This is a genomic window from Verrucomicrobiales bacterium, from assembly GCA_016793885.1.
GTDB lineage: Bacteria > Verrucomicrobiota > Verrucomicrobiia > Limisphaerales > UBA11320 > UBA11320.
In genome coordinates this window covers 22196-43418 of the sequence record JAEUHE010000045.1, presented here as the reverse complement: position 1 = coordinate 43418, position 21223 = coordinate 22196, and the positions used below count along the sequence as shown (strand labels likewise).

Here is a 21223-nt window from a genome sequence, read left to right as displayed (position 1 = left end):
ACGCTTCGCGAGGTGCTTGACCATATGGAGTGCGGTAGACCTCTACCGCTTTGCCCCCCCGACGGAGTCGGGATCCCCTGACCTCACCCACTTTTAACAACATCCGGGCTGCTCGCCCCTTCGGAGCGGGAGTTGCGCTCCGACCGGCTTTCCGCTAAAGACTCCCAATGCGCACCCGCACTTGCTTGTCGCTCTGGACCGCCCTCCTACTCTGCCTGGCCGGCTGTGCCTCCCCGCAACACGATCCCGAAATCGACGTCACACTCGCCAACGTGCGATTCACCGGGGTGACCGTCACGGAGACGACCATGGAGTTCACCGTACGGATCGAGAACGCCACCCCCCAACCGCTCGCTCTGCACGGCGGCGTCTTCAAGCTTTATCTGGACGGAACCTATCTCGGTAAGGGACTCTCTGGAGACGCTGTCCAGGTGCCTCGCCTCAGCTCCACCACGGTACCGGTCCAACTTCACCTGAGCAACCTTCGTCTCGCCAGCCGCATGCGATCGATTGTCGAGGGCCAAAAGCTGGACTATCGCCTGGAAAGTACCGTTTATCTGGCAAACGGTCGTCACGCTGGCTGCCTGCGGGAGGGCAGTCTCGACCTGAATGCCTTTCAACCGACACCAGCCGGTCGCTGAGAGTTTAAAGGGTGCGCATGAGACAGCGACAGCTGGGGCGGACAGCCTTATCCATTCCGGAGATCGGATTCGGCACCTATCGCCTTGAAGATGGAGTTGCGCCCATCCAACGAGCCATCGAGCTCGGTGCGACTTTCATCGATACCGCGGAATTATACCGAAACGAAGCCCTGGTCGGGGAGGCTATTCAAGACCGCCGCGATCAAGTATTCATCGCCACGAAGCTGCGAGCGCTTCGGTACGACGACGTGCTGCGCTCAGCGGATGCCAGCCTCAGAAAGCTGAAAACCGACGTCATTGATCTCTACCAAGTCCACGTTCCGGATGCCGCCGTCCCCATCGCCGAAACCTTCGCTGCGCTGAACAAGCTCGTCGAGATGGGAAAGGTTCGCTACCTGGGCGTTAGCAACTTTTCAGTGCCGGAGCTGAAGGCTGCTCAAGCGGCCTCCGCTCGGCCGATCGTCTCGAATCAGGTGGTCTATAACGTGGTCGAACGTTCGATGGAGTTGGACGTGATCCCATACTGCGAGGCACAAGGAATCACGGTCATTGCCTACAGTCCGTTGGCCCAAGGTCTGGCAGCGATCAGAGCGCGTGACCCTAAAGGCGCACTGGAAGCCATCGCCCAACAAACCGGGAGGAGCATCGCTCAAATCGCATTGCGCTGGTGCCTCCGGCACCCGACCACCATCGTCATCCCCAAGGCCGGCTCCCTGGCCCATGTCGAGGAGAACTGCGGGGCATCCGATTTTGACCTCCCTTCCGAATTGGCGCAACGCATCGACACCGAGCTGCTCCCTGTCCGCAGGTCTCGACTCTACCAGTTCGCCCGCCGAACGGTTAGAAGCTGGCGTCAGCGGCTAAAAGGCCCCCGCGTCTTCGAAACCTATTGAAAATTCACCAACCGACGAGGGGCAATAGTCAGTAGTCAGTGGTCGGGGTCACTCATCACTCGTCACTCGTCACTCCCCCCACAAATCGTGTTTGCGCTTCGGCCGTTCCTTCGTACACTGCGGACGCATGACGCAACCTTCCAAGTCTCAGCTCTGGGATCGCTTTCAAAGTCTTTATTCGGACTACCCTGAGCTCGGCCTTTCGCTTGATCTGAGTCGGATGAATTTCCCAGCGGATTTTCTCCAAACGATGTCCACCCCAATCCAGAAGGCCCTGGTCGCTATGGCTGAGTTGGAAAAAGGCGGCATCGCCAACCCTGACGAAAAGCGGATGGTAGGACACTACTGGCTGCGAAACTCGTCTCTAGCGCCCACCGCGTCCATGGCGAAAGAGATCGAGGACACGATCGTCGCCGTCAAAGCCTTCGCTGAGGAAGTCCACGGAGGAAAGATCTCCGGGGCGCGTGGTCCTTTCAAGAACCTGCTGGTGATTGGCATCGGCGGATCGGCACTGGGCCCGCAATTCGTAGCCCATGCGCTCGGCCACTCGCTCACCGACAAGATGAGCGTCAGCTTCTTCGACAATACCGATCCCGATGGCATGGACAAAGTGCTCGCTCAGGTGATCACCGAACTCGGCCAGACCCTCTGCGTTGTCATCTCCAAGTCCGGCGGCACGAAGGAAACCCGAAACGGCATGCTGGAAGCCCAGACAGCCTATGAGCGCGCCGGCCTTTCCTTTGCCGCTCACGCGGTGGCCGTCACCGGCTTCGGCAGCGAGCTGGATCGTTATGCCACGCAGCACGGCTGGCTGCGCCGCTTTCCGATGTGGGATTGGGTCGGTGGACGAACCAGTGTGCTCTCCGCGGTCGGGTTGCTGCCTGCGGCCCTCCAGGGACTGGACATCGATGGCATGCTGAAAGGCGCCCGCGCTTGTGACGACATCACGCGTCGCACCGAACTCCGCAAGAATCCAGCCGCCCTGCTGTCCCTCATGTGGTATTACTCAGGCAACGGACGCGGCTCCAAGGACATGGTGGTCCTGCCCTACAAGGACCGCCTGGAGCTGTTCAGCAAATATCTCCAGCAGCTGATCATGGAATCGCTCGGCAAAGAGCTCAACTTGGAAGGCCAGGTGGTAAACCAAGGGATTGCTGTCTACGGAAACAAGGGATCCACGGATCAGCATGCGTACATTCAACAGCTGCGCGAAGGCCTGCATAATTTCTTCGTGACCTTCATCGAAGTGCTTAAAGATCGGTCGGGGGCCTCGATGGAGGTGGAGCCCGGGGTCACGAGCGGAGACTTCCTGTCCGGCTTCTACCTGGGCACTCGTCAGGCGCTGTACGAAAAAGGGCGCGAGTCGGTGTCCTTGATTGTGTCGGAGGTTTCCGGCTTCTCGGTCGGTGTGCTCATCGCGCTGTTCGAACGCGCGGTCGGCCTCTATGCCACGCTCGTCAATATCAATGCCTATCATCAGCCGGGCGTCGAAGCCGGCAAGAAGGCGGCCGGGTCGGTGATCTCCCTGCAATCCCAGGTCGTGAAGTATCTCAAAGCCAGCCCGGGTCAGTCCTTCACGGTTACCCAGTTAGCCGGCTCGCTGGGTAGCGATGACCCGGAGATGATTTTCAAGATCTGCGAACATCTGTCCGCCAACGTCGGCCGGGGTATCACCAAAGTCCCTGCCAACACCCCATTCACCGCCGGCTACCGGGCCGATTGAGCGAACCTTGCACACTCACGGTAAAACCATGCGCCGTTCTCTCCGCAACCTCACGTGCTGCGCCATTGTCCTGCTGACGGCCCTGGGCAGCGGATGTCGATCTACCCAGCCGCCCGGAAAGCGCCTGGTTCGTTCAGGCGATGAAATCATCGTGGCGGGCCAACTCTTCCACACCGGCACTCGAGTGGTCACTTGGATGGATCCTGGCGGCTATGATGCCTATCGCGTCGATCGAAGATTCGCGCCCATCCAGGAAGCAGGATGGGAGGCGTCGAAACCGACGCTTCCCAAGGACGCCTCCCCGAATCGCTTTGGCGTTCGCAAGGAATCGCTCTCGCCCGGGCAGCTGGAACAAGTTCGTGGAGGAGGATGGCCGCTAACTCTGCTCCAGGAGGTCGTGGACCAATTCGTGATTCATTTCGACATGAGCGGCACGAGCCGACGTTGCTTCGAGGTGCTTCATGACAAGAGGTGCTTAAGTGTGCACTTCATGATCGACCTCGATGGCACCATTTATCAGACCCTGGATGCCAAAGAGCGCGCTTGGCACGCCACTACTTCCAACGGCCGCTCGGTCGGAGTCGAAATCGCCAGCCCGGGAGCCTTTCCGATCGACCAGGCGGACCGCCTGCAGAGATGGTACGAGAGGAGCGCGAATGGCCGCACCGTGCTGAAGCTCCCCACCGATCCGGCCAACTCCGGGCTTCTCAACCCGGCGTACGTGCCTTCGCCCGCCCGACCCGACGCCGTCGAAGGAACCATCCAAGGGAAGACTCTGCGCCAATACGACTTCACCGAAGAACAGTATAAGGCCCTCAGCCGGCTGACAGCGACTCTCTGCCGGGTTTTTCCCAAGCTCCGCTGCGACTACCCTCGGGACCAGCAAGGGAACCTGGTCCGGGAAAAACTTCCGGACGCCGACCTCAAGGATTATCAGGGTCTGATCGGGCACTACCACATCCAGACCGACAAAGTGGATCCAGGTCCGGCATTTAACTGGGAGCGCGTCATCCACGAGGCTCGAAAGTTAAACCGCGGCGCGAGTTCCAGGGATGAAGCGAGGTAGAATGGAGCGGTTTTGAGGAGCTAGCCTGAAAAAGCAGTTGAAACCGCGGATTTCTCGGATGACTCGGGGTCGGGGTGGGAACAAGTCCGACACGCTCTCCATGGACTCTTTACTCGCCGCGCTCTCCGCGCCTCCGCGAGAGATTCCGGCAGTCCTTCCGAGTCAGGGGAGGGATCTTTTCTCGCGGAGGCACGGAGAACGCGGAGGAGCACTCAATCAGTGAGAACCGACGGATCGCGAAGGCGGTGTCTGCTGCTAGACAATCGTGTCGAGCAACTTCCCCCCGCCGCTTCTAACTACATCGCAGCAAGGCAAGCCGGTCTCCGCTTCGATTACGCGAATCTCGGCCTCGATCGCCTGATCGCTGAAACCCCAGCCATTCAGGGCAATGCCGGTGACTCGGGCCGGCGCAAAAGCTCCGGCCGCGCTGGCCACCGCCTCGTTCAGTTTCACCACCTCGCTCAACGGAGGAACCTTGACGTGAGGAAAGCGCTTGAGATGCGTCATGCCGGCCTTGTGCACCAAGATCAGATGGGTCGGCTGAGAGCCGCGGATCAACGGCAACGTGGCTGTCGAAGCCGGGTTGATCAGCGAGCCCTGCCCCTCGACAAAAAGCATCTCATGGTCGGGGCCAAACAGCATCATCTGCTGCTCAATGGCACCGGATGCGTAGTCCACCCGTACGCCATCCAGAGCCACCCCATCTCCCACGATCATCATCCCCGTCTGGCCCGTGGCGATGAATTTGGACCGTATACCGCGCTGGTGCGCCGCACGGTTCAACTCCAAGGCCGCCGTCATCTTGCCGACGTTCATGTCCGTCCCAACAAATAGCACCCGCTTGCACGCCAGGTGGCGGGCAGCTCCGGTCCCCACCGGAAGGTCAGGAGGCTCTTGCCGCATATCCCAGACCCACTGACTGGGACGCAGCAAACTGCGGATCACGGGATCCTCATTCAGACGGGTATGAAGGCCATTCTGAATGCAGACGCCGTGACGCACGGCCTCGCGAACGGCGCCGAGCCACGCCTCCGGGAGCTTTCCTCCGGAGAAAGCGACACCAATGGCCAAAACATCCGGGTGGAACCGGAGCGCCTCATGGGTGGTCGCCACGATCGGGATATCTTTCGCCAGTGGAAGCCCCGTGATTTCACGCAGCGAACGACCGGCATTCTCCTCATCAATCACCACCACGATCTCGGCCTCGCTGTAACGGAGCAAAGAAAGTCCGGTCTTGCCGTTAACGACTCCCGTCAAACCGCCATGCTGCAGGATGGCGGCCTTTTGACCGGAGGTGAGTTTAGTGGGTCGGGACGTGCTCATGGCTGACACCAAAACCGGGCAGGCTGGAAAGCTGAAGATGGCCGCCGATCCAACTCGCGCCCTGGAAAGGATCATCGACCAGGTTGAGATGACTATCGAGGTCCAGGTAATCTACCAAGGTCCCCAGATGAGCCGCGGCGGTGTTGCCCAACGCGGAGTTTCCATAGCATCCAAGCATGACCTTTAAATCATGAGCCCGCGCCACCGCGATCATCCGAAGCGCCTCCGAGACACCGCCGCACTTGTACAATTTGATGTTGATCCCGTGGCATATCTCCGCCAGGTCGGGGATGTCGGCACTCGTGAAGCAGCTTTCATCCAAGAGAATCGGCAGGGCAGATTTCCCACACACCTCTACCATCTCCTTTTCCCGGCCGCGCGCCAGTGGTTGCTCAAGATGATCAACCCCCCGATCCGCCAGCCACCGGCTCATCTCGATCGCCTGCGCCGGATCCCATCCACCGTTCGCATCCACGCTGATATGAAATCCATCGGGGAGCAGAGATCGGATCGCTTGGAACATCGCTCGATCCGCTTCCAAACCCAGCGGAGACCCTAGCTTGACCTTGAAAGCCTGAACTTCGCCTGCGAGCTGCCATTCATGAACGCGCTGTTGGGCCACTTCAGGCGCACAGATTCCTATCGTAACCGAGGTCGGGACAGCTCCGGAGGAAGAAAGCCCCAGCAGACGCCAGACCGGCTGGCCAAGACGCTTCCCGCTCCAATCCCACAACGCTTGGTCCACCGCCGCCCGCAGCGCTGAAGGAACTTGCGCACGCAACATCACATGCTCCATGGCCGCCCGGTCGAATGGGTCTTCCTTGGCCAACATGCTGGCCACTCTCTGAGCTTGAGTTTCAAGCTCCGCAAGATCTTGACGCAGAGGACCAACGGAGAATTCTCCAGCCTCGCCCCACCCCTCAATCCCCTCGGAACAGACCCTCACCCACAGCAATCGAGACTCAGCCCGCGTGCCGCGAGTGATGGTGAGCGGAACTCTCTTCTTCAACAAAACTGTCTCGGAATCAATGACCAGCATTCGATTGGACGTCGCCGGCCTCAGCGACGCTTGCATGGACCAAGAGAGTGCTGGTTCTTGGGCTTTCTAGAAAGACTTTTGTTGAGATCGTCTGACCACGCCTCAAATGCCTGCTTAACTCCTTCCCAACAGGGCCGATCACAAGGGTAGCTTGGGGATGTGAAGCAAGCGGAGAATTTTTCTACCTCTATGAATGCGGACCAAAAGGGCATGTTCAAACAGTTGTCGGAGAAGATCAGCATGGAGCTCGTCTTCGCCGAAGTAGGCAAGGACTCGGGCCTGCTGCCGATTAACAGTCTGCTGGGTCAAATCGAGGAATTGCCGTTGGCCGCCGCCGGTCAGGTCTGGGTCGATGCCGTCAAGTTCGCCCGTAAGTGGATCGATCAGGTTTTTGATACCACCGCCACCTTCGATGAATCTACCCTCCGCCTGCTCGGCGAATGGGGCACTTGGGCCCAAAACGCGGGGGACGCTTGGCTGACGGGCGGCAATATTCCCCCCATGCCCGCTCATTGGGGGACGGCCGTCGCCCAGTCTTCCACCCCCGCCACCGCTCCCGTCGCCCCGGCCACTGGGACCGCCGCTCCTACCCAGGAGGCTGAGGCGCCGCTCATCATGAATATCGACAGCGATGGCGATCTGCTTCGCGAGTTCACCAACGAATCGCAGGAACACCTTCAGAACATCGAGCAAGGTGTCCTCGTGCTCGAGGATCATCCCAAGGACCGCGATACCTTGAACTCCATCTTCCGCGCGTTCCATACCTTCAAGGGCGGTTCCGGACTTCTGAACCTCATGCCCATGAACCGGACGGCGCATGAGCTCGAAAACCTCCTCGACCTCGCTCGCCAGGATAAGCTCGAGATCACGATCGACATCATCAACCTCATTCTCGAAGGCGGCGATGTGTTGAAACAATACATCGACGAGATGAACGAGCAGCTTTCGGGCAAGCGTCCTCCTGGACCCATCCTGGTGCATACCCAGGACCTCCTCACGCGCGTGCGCGCCGCCGTCACGGGAAGCAAAATCCCTCCGGCGCAAGCAGCGAAGGCCAACCCGCCAGCGACCGCGGCCAGCAGCACCCAATTGACCCCGACCTCCACGTCGATCGCACCCGAAACCCCGGCCGCCCCAACGCCGGCGCCGGCGGCCCCGGCGCAGACGGGGAAAGCCTCGCAAGGAAGTGGAAACGCCGCCACCGGAGCAGTTGTCAAGGTGGACACTCTCAAACTGGACAGCCTCGTAGACCTCGTCGGCGAAATGGTCATTGCGCAGTCGATGGTCCAGCTCGATCCGGAGGTGACTCGGCTGAGCAATCAGAATCTAAACCGCAACCTGGCTCAACTTGGCCGCATCACGAAGGAGCTCCAGCGGATAGCCATGTCCATGCGCATGGTCCCGATCCGTCCGACGTTCCAAAAGATGAACCGCCTCGTTCGCGACGTGTGTGCCAAACAAGGCAAGCAGGTCGATCTGGTCCTGGTAGGTGAGGATACGGAACTCGACCGCACCATCGTCGAGGAGATCAGCGACCCACTGGTTCACATGATCCGCAACGCTGTGGACCACGGCATCGAGATGCCCGATACCCGCACCAAAGCCGGCAAAGCCCCGCAGGGCACCATCCGTCTCAGCGCCTACCATCAAGGCGGCAACATTGTCATCCAAATCAAGGACGACGGCGGCGGGCTGCGCAAAGATAAGATCCTGAAAAAGGCAGTGGAAAACGGCATCCTCCGACCCGATCAACAGCTGCCCGATAAAGAGATCTTCGACCTGATCTTCGCGCCCGGATTCTCCACCGCCGACAAGGTGACCGACATTTCCGGACGAGGAGTCGGTATGGATGTAGTCAAAAGGAATATCGAGAAACTCCGCGGCAAAGTGGAAATTGACTCGATCGAGGGCAAAGGCTCCACCTTCAACATCTATCTTCCGCTGACCCTGGCCATCATCGATGGGCTGGTGATCAGCATCGGGAACGAGCGCTACATCCTCCCCACTCTGTCAGTTCGCGAATCGTTCCGGCCGACGGCTCAAATGTTGTCGACCGTTCACGAGCGCGGGGAAATGGTCAACGTGCGCGGCCGACTGTATCCGTTGCTCCGGCTGTACGAGGCATTCAACATCGAGCCTCAGACCAAGAACCCGGAGGAGTCCATCGTGATCGTGATCGAAGCGGGACAGGATGTCCGCTGTCTGCTCGTAGACCAATTGCTGGGCAAACAGGAGGTCGTGATTAAGAGCCTGGGTGAAACCTTCAAGGCAAACCCGGCGATCGCGGGAGCCGCGATCATGGGCGATGGTCGGGTGGGGCTCATTCTGGACGTGAACACCCTGGTCCGAATCCGTCAAATGCAAGTCCAGCCCAAGGCGGCCTAGCACGCAGAGGCAGTCGGCAGGCTATTGCAGCCGGCCGAACTTCTTCTCCAACTCGCGGTAACTCATCTCGATCAGGGTAGGACGGCCATGCGGACAGGTGTAGGGCATCTCGCACTGGCGGAGATCGGCGAGCAGCCCTTCCAACTCGGCGCCCCCCAAGGGATCATTGGCCTTTACGGCGTGGCGGCAAACCGTTTTGGCGATGACCTCCTCCCCCAGACGCAGCCGGTGCATCTCCTGACCGGCCTTCTTGAGTTCATCGATCAACCCGAGGACGAAGCGACGGGCGTCCGACGCCTTCACGAAGGGCGGGACTCCATCCAGAAGAAAAGTGCGTTCTCCAAATTCGCTCAGTCCGACCCCTAGCCGGGTAAGTATCGGCAACAAGTCACCGAGGAAACGCGCGTCGGCCGCCGACAACTCGACGGTCTCAGGCAACAGCAGACGCTGCGACGCGGCCTGGCTTTGCTCGAGACGTCGCATCATCTGCTCAAAAAGAATCCGCTCGTGCGCCGCATGCTGATCCATCACCACCAAACCGCGATCCGACTCCATGAGCACGTAAAGTCGGCCGATCGCGCCGAGAATGCGCAACGGCACTTGCAACAACGGAGCCGCGGGCAGGGCGTCACCCCTGCTGGGGGACGATGGCATCGGAGGCTCCGAGGCAGGCCGGGCTGCTGGCGCAGTAACGGCCAAGGGCTCCCGCGGCGTGGATCCCGTGTCCTGTGGCGGTTGAACCGTAGCGGCGCCGGGCGATGTCAAGTCGGAGGCGCTGGCCGGAACAGCAGCGGCGAGCGGCAATACCCGTGAAGGGCCGGGTGAAACCGCGCTGGGATGAGTGCGAGGCACCTTCAAAAGCTCGGGAGTCTCCGAGGGAGCAGCGGCCGCCGAGCGCCCGACCTCTCCGCCGCGCGGGGCCGGGGAACCGGCCGACGCAACCGAGGCCGAACGTGTCTCCGCCTCGGGTACCGCCGCCGCTGTGCCCCGATGAAAGGCGAGCAAGGACTGGCGGACGGCTTCAGCGGTGAGTCGCCGGATCTCGGCCTCGTTGTGAAATTTTACCTCGCGCTTGGTCGGATGAATATTGACGTCCACCCGCGCCGGATCGATTCCGAGAAACAGGCAGCAGACCGGATACCGCCCTTTCATCAGCGCCGTGTGGTAGCCCTCGAGCAACGCGAATTGGATGCCTCGGTTGTCCACCGGACGCTTATTCACAAACACGAAGTGTTGGTCGCGAGTGCCGCGGGATACGCCCGGCTGCCCAATGAAGCCCCACAGCCGGAATTCTTGAGTCGAGACATCGTGAAACGCGTCGTCGTCCTCGGATGAAATCGGTCGGCGAACGTCAGCCAACTCGGCCGTGAAGTCGACGGGCAAGAGTTGCGTTTCCCCGCCGAGCACTGCACGCAGGCGCTCGCGAACCGCTGCAAAGGGAAGCTGGCCCTCCCCGGCTGGCTTGCCACCGGGAAGCTGCAAGACCTGCTTGCCATCCTTGACCAGAGTAAATCCCACCGTTGGATGCGACAATGCAGCCAGCGTCAAATAATGAAGAATGTGGGTAAACTCGGTTTCCTCGGTCCGCAGGAACTTCTTACGCGCCGGCACATTGAAGAACAGTTGCCGAACCTCGAGCACGGTTCCCGCAGGTCCGCCAGCGGATTTCACCTCCACCACCTTCCCTCCATTGACAATGACCTGGGTACCTTCAGGGGATTCGCTATCCCGTTCGCGGCTCGTCAGGGAGAATCGACTCACACTGGCAATGCTCGGCAGGGCTTCCCCCCGAAATCCCATCGTAGAAATCGAGCTCAGGTCCTCGGCCTTGCGGATCTTGGAAGTGGCGTGGCGTTCCAGGCAAAGCAACGCGTCGTCCCGGCTCATTCCAATTCCATCATCCGTGATCCGAATCAGGCTGCGGCCACCGTTTTGAATCTCGACGGTAATGCGGGTGGCCTGGGCGTCCAAAGAGTTCTCCACCAACTCTTTCACCACGCTCGCCGGTCGCTCGACCACCTCGCCGGCGGCGATCTGGTTGGCGACTTGTTCCGACAGCAAACGAATTCGGTTCATAAGGAAACCGGCGACACCGCCATGAAGCGGCTCAACTGCCCTGGTTGGTCCGCAGGCTCAGACTCAAACAGAGCGCTATTCCCACTCGATGGTTCCAGGCGGCTTGCTGGTGATGTCGAACACCACGCGGTTGACCCCCTTCACCTCATTGGTGATTCTGCGGCTCAAGTTTTCCAAGATTTCGTACGGCAGCTTAACCCAATCGGCCGTCATGCCGTCCTGCGACTCCACCGCTCTCACTGCGAGGGTGTAGTCGTAGGTACGTTCATCGCCCATCACCCCAACGCTCCGCACCGGGAGCAACACCGCAAAGCTCTGCCAGATCTTGTAGTACCAGCCGGTCCGCTTCATTTCCTCGACCACGATCGCATCCGCCTCGCGCAGGATCTGGCAGCGGGAGGGCGTGACCTCGCCCAGGATGCGCACGGCCAGGCCGGGGCCGGGGAAAGGCTGCCGGTAAACAATTTCCTTGGGCAAGCCCAGCTCCAAGCCGAGCTCGCGAACCTCGTCCTTGAACAAGCAGCGGAGCGGCTCCACCAGGGAGAACTTCATGTTCTTGGGCAAGCCGCCGACATTGTGATGGCTCTTGATCAGTGCGGCCGGATTTCCGGCGATAGGAACGGATTCGATGACGTCGGGATACAATGTGCCCTGAGCGAGAAACTTGGCCTTACCGGCCCGGCGAGTCGCCGCCTGAAAAACCTCGATGAAGGTCTTCCCGATGATCTTTCGCTTGCGCTCCGGATCCGTGACCTTCTTCAGTCGGCCGAGAAAGAGCTTCGTCGCATCCTCGTACTGCAGCTTCACTTTGAAGTTGCGCCCAAAGACCTCCTGAACGACCTCCGCCTCTCGTGAGCGGAGCAGTCCGTTGTTGACGAAGATGCAAGTCAGCTGATCGCCGATCGCCCGGTGCAGCAACGCGGCGGCGACGCTTGAATCGACGCCCCCGCTCAGTCCGAGGATAACTTTTTCCTGGCCGACCTGGGCGCGAATCTCGTCCACGGCCTGATCGACATACCGACGCATCGTCCAGCCCTTGCCGCAGCCGCAGACCCCATGAACAAAGTTGGTGAGGATTTCCTTGCCGCGAGGCGTATGGGCGACTTCGGGATGGAACTGAAGGCCGTAAAAACGACGCTGGTGGTCCTCGATGGCGGCAAAGTCCGAGTTCTCCGTGGTCGCCACTGCGGAAAAACCCTTAGGCAACTTGGTCAGTTTGTCGCCGTGCGAGTTCCAAACCTGGAGGGCGGTGGGAAGCTTGCGGAACAGTTCACACGAAGGGTCCCGGAGCGTGAGGGTGCCTTTGCCGTATTCCCGCTTGAGCCCCTTCTCCACCTTGCCGCCCAGGAAGTGAGCGAGCAGCTGCACCCCGAAACAGATGCCCAGGATAGGAACCCCCAGCTTAAAGACCCGGGGGTCCGGCAGCGGCGCCTTCGGGTCGTAAACGCTCGAGGGACCTCCGGACAGGATGATGCCTTTGGGCTTTAGCCGGGCCAACTCATCAGCGGGTGTGTTGTAGGGCAAAATCACCGAGTACACATGGCACTCGCGAATGCGCCGGGCGATGACCTGGGTGTATTGGGAACCAAAGTCGAGAATGACGATTTGCTCGTTCATCGAATAAGGGGGAAGCGTTTGCCATCCTTCTGCGAATTTGACCAGCCAAAAGGACGGAAATTTTTGGGGAAATCGGAGGATTCCAGGTCGCTGCACTCGGTGTTTCCAACCTCCGACAACTCGACGCCCAGGGAATCACAACTGGAATGCACATCGAAAGCAGCCGCTCCATCTCCGCACCCGCCACCCCATCCCCCGCGAGACGATAGCCGCCACCCATCCAACAGGGACAGGCCTCGCTCGCACCCATTCTCCCCCGGAAGGGGACAGACCTCACCAGCCCCTGAAGAGGGACAGGCCTCACTTCTCTACTGGCCAGGGAGGCGGGCAGACCCTCCCCCATTCTCAGCAGGGACAGACCTCTCTCGGCCCGGGTAGGACCTGCATCAAGCGGGGACAGGCCTCAACGAGGGAGGTTGGCAGGAGGTAGGAGCGTCGGGAGCCTTCCCCCCCAACGGTTAGTCCAAACCAGGCTGCTATAGGATTCGCATGTATTTGATAGTCAGCAGACTACAACTCAGTTATCGGATGACGCACCCCCCATCAGGCCGGAAGCATCCCACACGGTCGCTGTGAGCGGGTGGGGAAAGGGGGAGGGGGCGAGGCGTTGTTGCTCGCGACGGCTGCACTGCCCTAAATCCCCCCGAATTAATCCGGCGTGACCCAGTCCAATACAACCGGAACTATCTGTCTATGTGTCTAAGAATTCGAATCCGTGGATCGTGGTTTGGGCTGGCGCTCAGTGCCTTGTTGCTGGGAGACGCACAGGCTGCGAAGCCATCCAGTGCCAAGCGCGTGGCGAAATCCAGTCCCTCCGTGACCTACGAGCAGGAGATATTGCCCCTCATCAAGAGCTATTGTTTTGATTGCCACGGGGATGGAGTTGAAAAGGGACATCTCAGCTTCGATCGCTTCGGAACTCTGGCAGCGGTGCGAAAAGAGCCCAAAGTCTGGGAGCACGTGCTCCTGAACCTGCGCTCGGAACAAATGCCTCCGGCCAAGAAGAAAAACCAACCCACGTCCGAAGAGCGGATCCGGATGGTGAAATGGATCGAGCAGGAATTCTTTCCGGTGGATTGCAACGATCCGGACCCCGGCCGGGTGACCCTGAGGAGGCTCAACCGATCCGAGTACAACCGGACGATCCGGGACTTGGTCGGAATTGACTACCAGCCGGCAGAAGATTTTCCGCAGGACGACATCGGATATGGTTTCGACAACATCGGCGACGTCTTATCGCTGTCCCCCATACTTCTAGAAAAATACCTGACCGCCGCCCGACAAGTGCTGGACGACGCGATTGTAACGGAAGACCTCACGCGCCTTCGGACCTGGAAATTCGAGCCGGAGAGCCTGGCAGCCACCGCCCCCCTCGATCAAAGAAACGGGGGTTGGCTCGCCTTGGTTCGGGAAGGCGATGTCCATGGCAATGTCCGGCTGCCAGCCGACGGGGAGTATGTCCTAAGAGTCAAAGCCGCAGGTGAACAGGCCGGTCCGGAGCCGGTGAAAATGGCAGTCCGCTGGAACGGGCAGGAGATTGCCCGCGTCGAACTGCCCGAGACGGCGGCCCAAGCCAAAGTCCATGAATCTCGCTTCCAAGCCCGTCGCGGAACCCACACCTTCGCAGTGGCTTACCTTAACAACTATATCAACCCCAGGGATCCCAACCCAAAAAATCGCGACCGAAACCTTCTCCTGCAACGGATCGAAATCGAGGGGCCATTTCATCCGGGGCCTCAACCCCTGCCCGAAACCCATCGTCGCATCTTTTTCCGCCCACCGGATCCACTAGATCCTCGGGCTACGGCGGCAGAACTCCTGCGCAGCTTTGCCAAACGCGCCTGGCGCCGTCCCGTCGACACCGCCGAATTGCAAAGGCTGCTATCCCTCTACGATCTTGCCAAAAGGGAAGGCGAGGTGTTTGAGGTGGCCGTGAAAGTAGCGCTGCAAGCCGTGCTGATCTCGCCGCACTTTCTCTTTCGAGGCGAACTCCAGCCCGAGCCGGATCAGGCGCAGAAAGTTCACTGGATCGGCGAACATGCTCTGGCCTCCCGTCTCTCCTATTTTCTGTGGAGCAGCCTGCCGGACGAAGAGCTTTCTCGCTTGGCGGATACCGGACAGCTTCGCAAGCGGCTGGCACCACAGCTCAAACGAATGCTCGCGGACCCCCGAGCCAGCGCCCTGGTCGACAATTTCGCAGCCCAATGGCTGCAAATCCGCAACCTGGAGCTCGTCAGCCCCGATCCAAAGCAATTCCCCCAGTTCACGGAGCAGCTGAGACAAGATTTGATGCAGGAAACCCTGCTCTTTGCCCGATCGATCATCCAGGATGACCGCAGCGTCCTGGAGTTCCTGGATACAAACTTTTCGTTCCTCAACGAACGTCTGGCCAAGCTGTATGGCATCGAGGGAGTGAAAGGAGAAGAGTTCCGCCGGGTGACCTTCAAGAACCGCGAGCGAGGGGGATTGCTCACTCAAGGCAGCGTCCTGACGATCACCTCGAATCCAACACGCACCTCCCCAGTAAAAAGGGGCAAGTGGGTGATGGAAACCCTCCTGGGGACCCCGCCGCCTCCACCACCACCCAACGTCCCCGAGCTCAAGATCGACAAGGACCACCCACTGACGGGCACCCTCCGCCAACGCATGGAGCAGCACCGCGCCAACCCCGCATGTTCCTCGTGTCACGAACGGATGGATGATATCGGCTTTGGCTTGGAGAACTTTGACGCCATCGGAAGCTGGCGCACCCACGAGGGCCAAGCGGCCCTGGACACCACCGGCGGGCTGAGCCCTACCCAGTCCTTCAACGGACCGGCCGAACTCAAACAGCTGCTTCACGACAAGCGGCGAGCCGAGTTCGTTCGATGCATCACGGAGAAAATGCTCACTTACGCCCTGGGACGAGGGCTGGAGCACTACGACCGATGCGCGGTGGACCGAATCGTCGAGAAACTGGCCGACGGAAACTATCGCTTCTCGGTTCTCGTTGAGGAGGTCGTTAACAGCGTTCCCTTTCAAAAACGTCGCGGAGAGGGCAAACGGTCCCTGACGAAGAGTCGCTAAAAGATTCCCCTCCTTAACCGCTGCACTCGACGAAAACGCGGGACAATTCCGCGCGGAGTGATATACCTAGCACATCATCCACCATGAAAACCGTCATGACCCATTCGAAACTTGCACTGCTCTGCCTCAGCATCCTCGCCGCCGGAACGATCTCGGCCGCGGAGTTGCAATACTCGATAGCTCCAAACTACTTTGAGGAAACACCGGGCGGCGAACGCCTCGGCGCCTGCCATGGTGGAGCGGTGATCGACAAAGCGGGAAACATCTACATCACCACCGACACCGTCCGGGGTATCGTCGTGTTTCGTCCCGATGGCAAATTCCTGCGGGCGTGCGGCCCCATGCGGATCCACGGCTTGGAGATCCGTGAAGAGGATGGTGTGGAATACATCTATGGCGCCCGTCCGACGGATCATCAGGTGGTCAAGCTGAAGCTGACCGGCGAGACCGAATGGACCCTCGAGTTTCCCAAGGAGTCGGGATTGTACAAGGAGCCGCGCGGCTTCAACCCTTGTGCTGTCACTGTCGCCCCGGATGGCTCGATTTACGTGGCGGACGGCTACGGCTCCAACCACGTGCTCAAGTTCGACAAAAATCGCAAGTTCATCAAAGCTTTCGGCGGGCCGGGTGAGGAAGAGGGAAAATTCAAAACTTGCCACGGCATCTCCATCGACACCCGCTATGACAAGCCCCTGCTGTTGGTCTGCAACCGGAACAACAACCGCGTCGAGCACTGGGACCTCGAGGGCAACTTCATCAAGGTGATTCAAAAGAATCTGCGCATGCCCGCCGCGGTGCACATCCGGGGTGAATATGCCATCTTCCCCGAGCTTCAGGGTCGCGTCACGGTCCTGGACAAGTCCGGCGCCATCGTGGCTCAGGTGGGAGACAATCCCAACGAGAAGCAACGGGCCAACTACGGACTGCCCATTAAGGACTGGCAAGCGGGCATCTGCAACTCACCGCACGGAGCATCGATGGACAAGGATGGCAATCTCATCGTCTCCGAATGGAGCCAGTTCGGGCATCTCCACAAATTTCTGTTGAAGAAGTAGAGGCAGAGGCGGAACTCACAGCGACGGCGTCTGCCCTCCTTGCTTCCGGGGCAGCCGCCGTTCACGTTCCAAGCCGACACGGTCACCGTCACAGCCTGGCCTTCAGCTTGTCGTGAATCTGTTGGGCCTTGGTGCGGTTCTCGGCGCTGTCAAAGGTTCCCACCGTAATTCGAACGTCGGTCACCGTGTCGGTTTTCCGGATGGCCTGGACCGTCACCGGCTGCCCCTGCGCATTCTTGGACTGGAGGACTCCCGCGGAGCCGTCCTTCTTGGAGGAATTCACCGGCAGCTGAAGGTCCTTAAGCGCGGCAGTGGCCGCGGTCCAAACCCGGTCCAGCGATACATTGTGCGTCGTCTCCAGGGTGTTGTTGCTGTACTTGATGGTGCCATAGGCAACACCGGCAGCTGCTCCACCAACGAGGAGTACCGCACAACCCTGCACACACGACATCGCTGCCAGCAACACCGTCAGCCTTCCCCACACCTTCAAATGATTCATAAATAAAGCCCCGCTTCGGTAACCAGGTTCATGGTCCTTATGTGTATCCGTATGGCACAGGCCATGACCGAAGTCAAAAGGCGGGTGCGCGGGGCAAGATTTTTATCCAAAACGGATGATCGTCCCGGTTACAGTCGACTCATGCATATCCAGCGCATCCTCGCATACCGTGTGGAACTTCCTCTCCACGAGACCACCTACAAATGGTCCGGGGGCAAGTCCGTCTCGGTCTTCGACAGCACCATCGTCGCCATCGAGACCAACACCGGGGTGGTGGGTTACGGTGAAGTTTGTCCACTGGGCCCCTTCTATCTGCCGGCTTATGCAGAAGGAGTCCGCGCAGGATTGCGTGAACTCGGCCCCCATTTGATAGGCGAGGACCCCCGCCAGTTGCTGAAGCTGAACCGTCGCATGGACGCCGTACTGAAGGGGCATCCCTATGTTAAAAGCGGCATCGATATCGCCTGCTGGGATATTCTGGGACAGGCGGCAGGAATGCCGGTGTGCGAGCTGCTCGGAGGCCGCTACGGCGACGACTTTCATCTCTACCGCGCCATTTCTCAGGAGGAGCCCGAGCAGATGGCCGCCAAAGTGAGCGGATACCGAGCGGAAGGTTATCGACGATTTCAGCTGAAGGTCGGAGGGGATCCCGATGTCGACATCGCTCGCATTCATGCGGTCGCGGCAAAACTCCTCCCGGGAGATCGCTTGGTTGCCGACGCCAATACCGGCTGGGTTCAGCACGAGGCGGTGCGAGTGGCCAAGGCGGTTCGTGAGGTGGATGTCTACATCGAGCAACCCTGCCTAACCTACGAGGAATGCCTGGCGGTCCGCCGACAATGCGAGCATCCGTTTGTTCTGGATGAGAACATCGATGATCTGGGGATCTTGCTGCGGGCGAAGTCCGATCTCGCCATGGATGTGGTCAATCTCAAGATCAGCAAACTCGGAGGTCTGACGAAAATCAAGCAAGCCAGAGATCTCTGCATCAGCATGGGTATCGCCATGACCCTGGAAGATTCCTGGGGTGGAGACATCGCAACGGCCGCCATCGCTCATCTCGCCCACAGCACCCCTCCGGAGTTCCTATTCAGCACCACCGACTTCAATAGCTATGTGACCGTCAGCACGGCGGACGGTGCGCCCACCCGTCGTAACGGCCGGCTCGCGGCCTCCCAAGCACCGGGGTTGGGAATAAGGCCCAAGATGGCGGTGCTGGGAATGCCCGTCGTCGTGGTGGACCGTAGGGCCTAGGGTTCGTCAAACCACGCGGATCACCAACGCGGTGGTGTTGTCACGACCATCCTTGGCCAACGACTCGTCCACCAAAAGCTGCGCCAGGGTCTTCCCAGCCAGGTTCGAATCCGGAGTGCGGAGAATCTCCGCGAGATGGCTATCGTAGAGACCCTCCGTTAAACCGTCGGAACAGAGGAGAAACACGTCGCCGGGCTCATATCCGACCGCTCCCACCTGGGGACTTACAAATTGGTTGCCTCCACCGAGAGCCTTCTGCAGCACATTGCGGCGCGGATGTGAACGCGCTTCCCGTTCATTCAGCTTCCCGTTGCGGAAGAGCCATCCGACGTAGGTATCGTCGTGGCTCAGCTGTTTAATCGCGTCTCCGCGGGCGGGCAGGTAGTAGATGCGACTGTCGCCCACGTGGCCAAAATACATCCACTCGGGGGTAAACCAGCACAAGCTCAGGGTGGTCTCCATCCCGGAACACTCCTCATAGCACCGTCCCAGATGTTTCAGCTCTCCGTGAACCTGGCTGAAAAGCTCCTCCAGCACATCCGAGAAACCGGAGGCCAGGCCCTCGGCCGACAATCGGTAACCGCGTGGGAGCAGTTTGGTAATCGTTTGGACCGCAATGCGGCTGGCATGCTCTCCAGCCATGGCCCCGCCCATGCCATCGCTCACCGCAAAGACGAAATCCATTTGTCCCGTCGGAGACTCCCCTACCCGGCCCAAATAGTGAACCTCCCGGGCATCAAACCGAAGTCCCAGGAACGAATCCTCGTTATTAGTTCGCACTCGGCCACGGTCAGTCCATCCGAACCACTGCAAGGTTGTTGCCAACAAAGGGCGGCTTTCAGATTCCATGCGGTTCCTAGATTACTTCTGACCTTCCGCCTCAGAAAGGATGGTCGCCAACTCAAAATCGATGATGCAGAACCGCCCATCGGCCTGGCGATACGTCACATTACGCATTTCGGGGTCGTCATGACGCACCCCAAACGTCTCCAGCTCCGCAAAAAGCTCCGCAGTGCGTGCCGCGTCCAAATGTTCAACTCGCGTGCCGCAGTTGGTGGTCGCGATTCGAAGCTTCGAAGGGTCTGCCTCCAGCAACTTGGGCACGAAGCCGCAACCTCGCGATTCAAGATACTTCAACACCTTGACCTCCCGCTCGAAGCGCTGAGGCGCATCCGGCCCGTGATAGGTCTTGAAGACCCGACCATCGAAACTTACCTGGACCGTGGCCCTCAGCGTGTCTTTTACCTGCAACATGACCACCCGAGACTGACCCAAAGAAGGCATTTGGTCAAATCATCCAGCCTGGCCATCTTTAGACATGGTGCTTAAATAGCGCCACAACGTCAGGGGCACTCGGATCCGGTCGGCAAAATCCTTCATCATGAATATCAAGCTCCCTCACAATGAATTCCGACCAGGCTGGGGATGCACGAGGGCTTCCAGGCGTCCCATGGCATTCTGCTTGCTAGACAAAAATCGATTAACCATTATCACTACATAAAATCAAGTATTCGACACCGTTGAAGGAGTCGATTTACGCTGCATTTATATCTATGGCGAAATACAAACTCGAATATCTCTGGCTGGACGGGTATGAGCCCGTAGCAAACATCCGTGGCAAAACACAGATCAAGGAGTTCAGCAGCTTCCCGAAGCTGGAAGAGCTCCCCATGTGGGGCTTTGATGGCAGTTCCACGCGGCAGGCCGAAGGTCACAGCTCGGATTGCATGCTGAAGCCGGTGGCGGTCTATCCCGATTCCACCCGGAAGAACGGGGTGTTGGTGATGTGCGAGGTCATGATGCCGGACGGCAAGACTCCCCATCGCACCAATGCTCGCGCCACGGTGCTGGATGATCCCGGCGCTTGGTTCGGGTTCGAGCAAGAATATTTCCTCTATAAGGATGGGGCTCCTCTCGGCTTCCCCAAAGGCGGCGGTTTTCCTCCGCCGCAGGGCAAGTACTACACGGGTGTCGGCTACGACGCGGTCGGATGCATCGCTCGCGAGATCGTCGAAACCCATCTCGACCTCTGCTTGGACGCCGGCATCAACCACGAAGGCATCAACGCCGAAGTGGCCAAGGGGCAATGGGAATTCCAGATCTTCGGCAAAGGCTCAAAGAATGCCGCTGACCAGATGTGGGTCGCGCGCTACCTCCTGATGAGGCTCTGCGAGAAATACGGCGTGGACGTGAATTTCCACTGCAAACCGCTGGGCATCGACGTCGATTGGAACGGCTCTGGCATGCACTCGAACTTCTCCACCACGCACCTGCGTGAAGTCGGAGGTAAGCCCTATTTCGAAGCTCTCATGGCAGCTTTCGACAAATACAAGAACGAGCACATCGCGGTGTACGGCCCCGACAACCATCTCCGGCTCACGGGTCTTCACGAAACCCAGTCGATCGACAAGTTCAACTACGGCATCGCGAACCGTGGCGCCTCGATCCGAGTCCCGCATAGCTTCGTGAACAACGGCTACAAGGGTTACTTGGAAGATCGCCGACCGAACTCCCAGGGCGATCCCTACAAGATCGCGAGCCGCATCCTGCAGACGATCGCGACCGTTCCGACGAAGTGATTCGGTT

Annotated in this window: 16 protein-coding genes; 9 read left to right on the top strand and 7 right to left on the bottom strand. The window is 59.5% G+C overall.

Translation table 11 applies throughout. The features are described 5' to 3' along the window. Positions 1-167: 167 nt before the first annotated feature. The 4 genes from JNN07_06350 (at position 168) to JNN07_06335 (ending at position 4323) form a co-directional block, all read left to right on the top strand. On the top strand, positions 168-641 hold the full coding sequence (locus JNN07_06350) for an LEA type 2 family protein (GenBank protein ID MBL9167344.1): 474 nt from the start codon (positions 168-170) through the stop codon (positions 639-641). A gap of 17 nt (positions 642-658) precedes the next feature. Next, positions 659-1534 (top strand): aldo/keto reductase, encoded by an 876-nt coding sequence (locus JNN07_06345; protein MBL9167343.1) that lies wholly within the window; start codon positions 659-661, stop codon positions 1532-1534. Positions 1535-1661: 127 nt separating this feature from the next. Then, positions 1662-3257, top strand: a complete 1596-nt coding sequence (locus JNN07_06340) for a glucose-6-phosphate isomerase (GenBank protein MBL9167342.1) — start codon at positions 1662-1664, stop codon at positions 3255-3257. A 28-nt stretch (positions 3258-3285) separates the two neighbouring features. Then, entirely contained in the window at positions 3286-4323 is a 1038-nt protein-coding gene (locus tag JNN07_06335; GenBank protein MBL9167341.1) for an N-acetylmuramoyl-L-alanine amidase, read from the top strand. Positions 4324-4578: 255 nt separating this feature from the next. On the opposite strand, the gene JNN07_06330 is transcribed toward JNN07_06335, so the two are convergent. Together JNN07_06330 and JNN07_06325 are read right to left on the bottom strand one after the other, a co-directional pair. After that, entirely contained in the window at positions 4579-5646 is a 1068-nt protein-coding gene (locus JNN07_06330; protein ID MBL9167340.1) for a DUF1611 domain-containing protein, read from the bottom strand. Then, on the bottom strand, positions 5624-6721 hold the full coding sequence (locus JNN07_06325) for a dipeptide epimerase (protein ID MBL9167339.1): 1098 nt from the start codon (positions 6719-6721) through the stop codon (positions 5624-5626). The genes JNN07_06330 and JNN07_06325 overlap by 23 nt, the downstream gene beginning before the upstream one ends. 153 nt (positions 6722-6874) lie before the next feature. Between JNN07_06325 and JNN07_06320 the strand changes: the two genes are divergently transcribed. After that, the gene (locus tag JNN07_06320) at positions 6875-9070 is read left to right on the top strand and encodes a chemotaxis protein CheA (GenBank protein MBL9167338.1); all 2196 of its coding nucleotides are present in this window, start codon (positions 6875-6877) and stop codon (positions 9068-9070) included. 21 nt (positions 9071-9091) lie between these two features. On the opposite strand, the gene mutL is transcribed toward JNN07_06320, so the two are convergent. Both mutL and guaA read right to left on the bottom strand, forming a co-directional pair. After that, positions 9092-11146: a DNA mismatch repair endonuclease MutL gene (mutL, locus tag JNN07_06315; GenBank protein ID MBL9167337.1), complete on the bottom strand. Its 2055-nt coding sequence runs from the start codon at positions 11144-11146 to the stop codon at positions 9092-9094. Positions 11147-11221: 75 nt separating this feature from the next. Continuing rightward, positions 11222-12763, bottom strand: coding sequence for a glutamine-hydrolyzing GMP synthase (guaA, locus tag JNN07_06310; GenBank protein MBL9167336.1), 1542 nt, complete (start codon positions 12761-12763; stop codon positions 11222-11224). Between the two features lie 693 nt (positions 12764-13456). On the opposite strand from guaA, the gene JNN07_06305 reads away from it, so the two are divergent. Then, entirely contained in the window at positions 13457-15829 is a 2373-nt protein-coding gene (locus tag JNN07_06305) for a DUF1592 domain-containing protein (protein ID MBL9167335.1), read from the top strand. A gap of 83 nt (positions 15830-15912) precedes the next feature. Further along, complete coding sequence (locus JNN07_06300) at positions 15913-16884, top strand: hypothetical protein (protein ID MBL9167334.1); 972 nt, start codon at positions 15913-15915, stop codon at positions 16882-16884. Positions 16885-16972: 88 nt separating this feature from the next. On the opposite strand, the gene JNN07_06295 is transcribed toward JNN07_06300, so the two are convergent. Then, on the bottom strand, positions 16973-17383 hold the full coding sequence (locus JNN07_06295) for a DUF3568 family protein (protein ID MBL9167333.1): 411 nt from the start codon (positions 17381-17383) through the stop codon (positions 16973-16975). 63 nt (positions 17384-17446) lie between these two features. On the opposite strand from JNN07_06295, the gene JNN07_06290 reads away from it, so the two are divergent. Beyond that, positions 17447-18637: a mandelate racemase/muconate lactonizing enzyme family protein gene (locus JNN07_06290; protein ID MBL9167332.1), complete on the top strand. Its 1191-nt coding sequence runs from the start codon at positions 17447-17449 to the stop codon at positions 18635-18637. Between the two features lie 6 nt (positions 18638-18643). Here the strand turns inward: JNN07_06290 and JNN07_06285 are convergent, their stop codons facing one another. Then, positions 18644-19486: a serine/threonine-protein phosphatase gene (locus JNN07_06285; GenBank protein MBL9167331.1), complete on the bottom strand. Its 843-nt coding sequence runs from the start codon at positions 19484-19486 to the stop codon at positions 18644-18646. A gap of 12 nt (positions 19487-19498) precedes the next feature. After that, complete coding sequence (locus JNN07_06280) at positions 19499-19891, bottom strand: serine/threonine protein phosphatase (protein ID MBL9167330.1); 393 nt, start codon at positions 19889-19891, stop codon at positions 19499-19501. A gap of 299 nt (positions 19892-20190) precedes the next feature. On the opposite strand from JNN07_06280, the gene JNN07_06275 reads away from it, so the two are divergent. Beyond that, complete coding sequence (locus tag JNN07_06275) at positions 20191-21216, top strand: glutamine synthetase beta-grasp domain-containing protein (GenBank protein ID MBL9167329.1); 1026 nt, start codon at positions 20191-20193, stop codon at positions 21214-21216. The last annotated feature ends 7 nt before the right edge of the window (positions 21217-21223 follow it).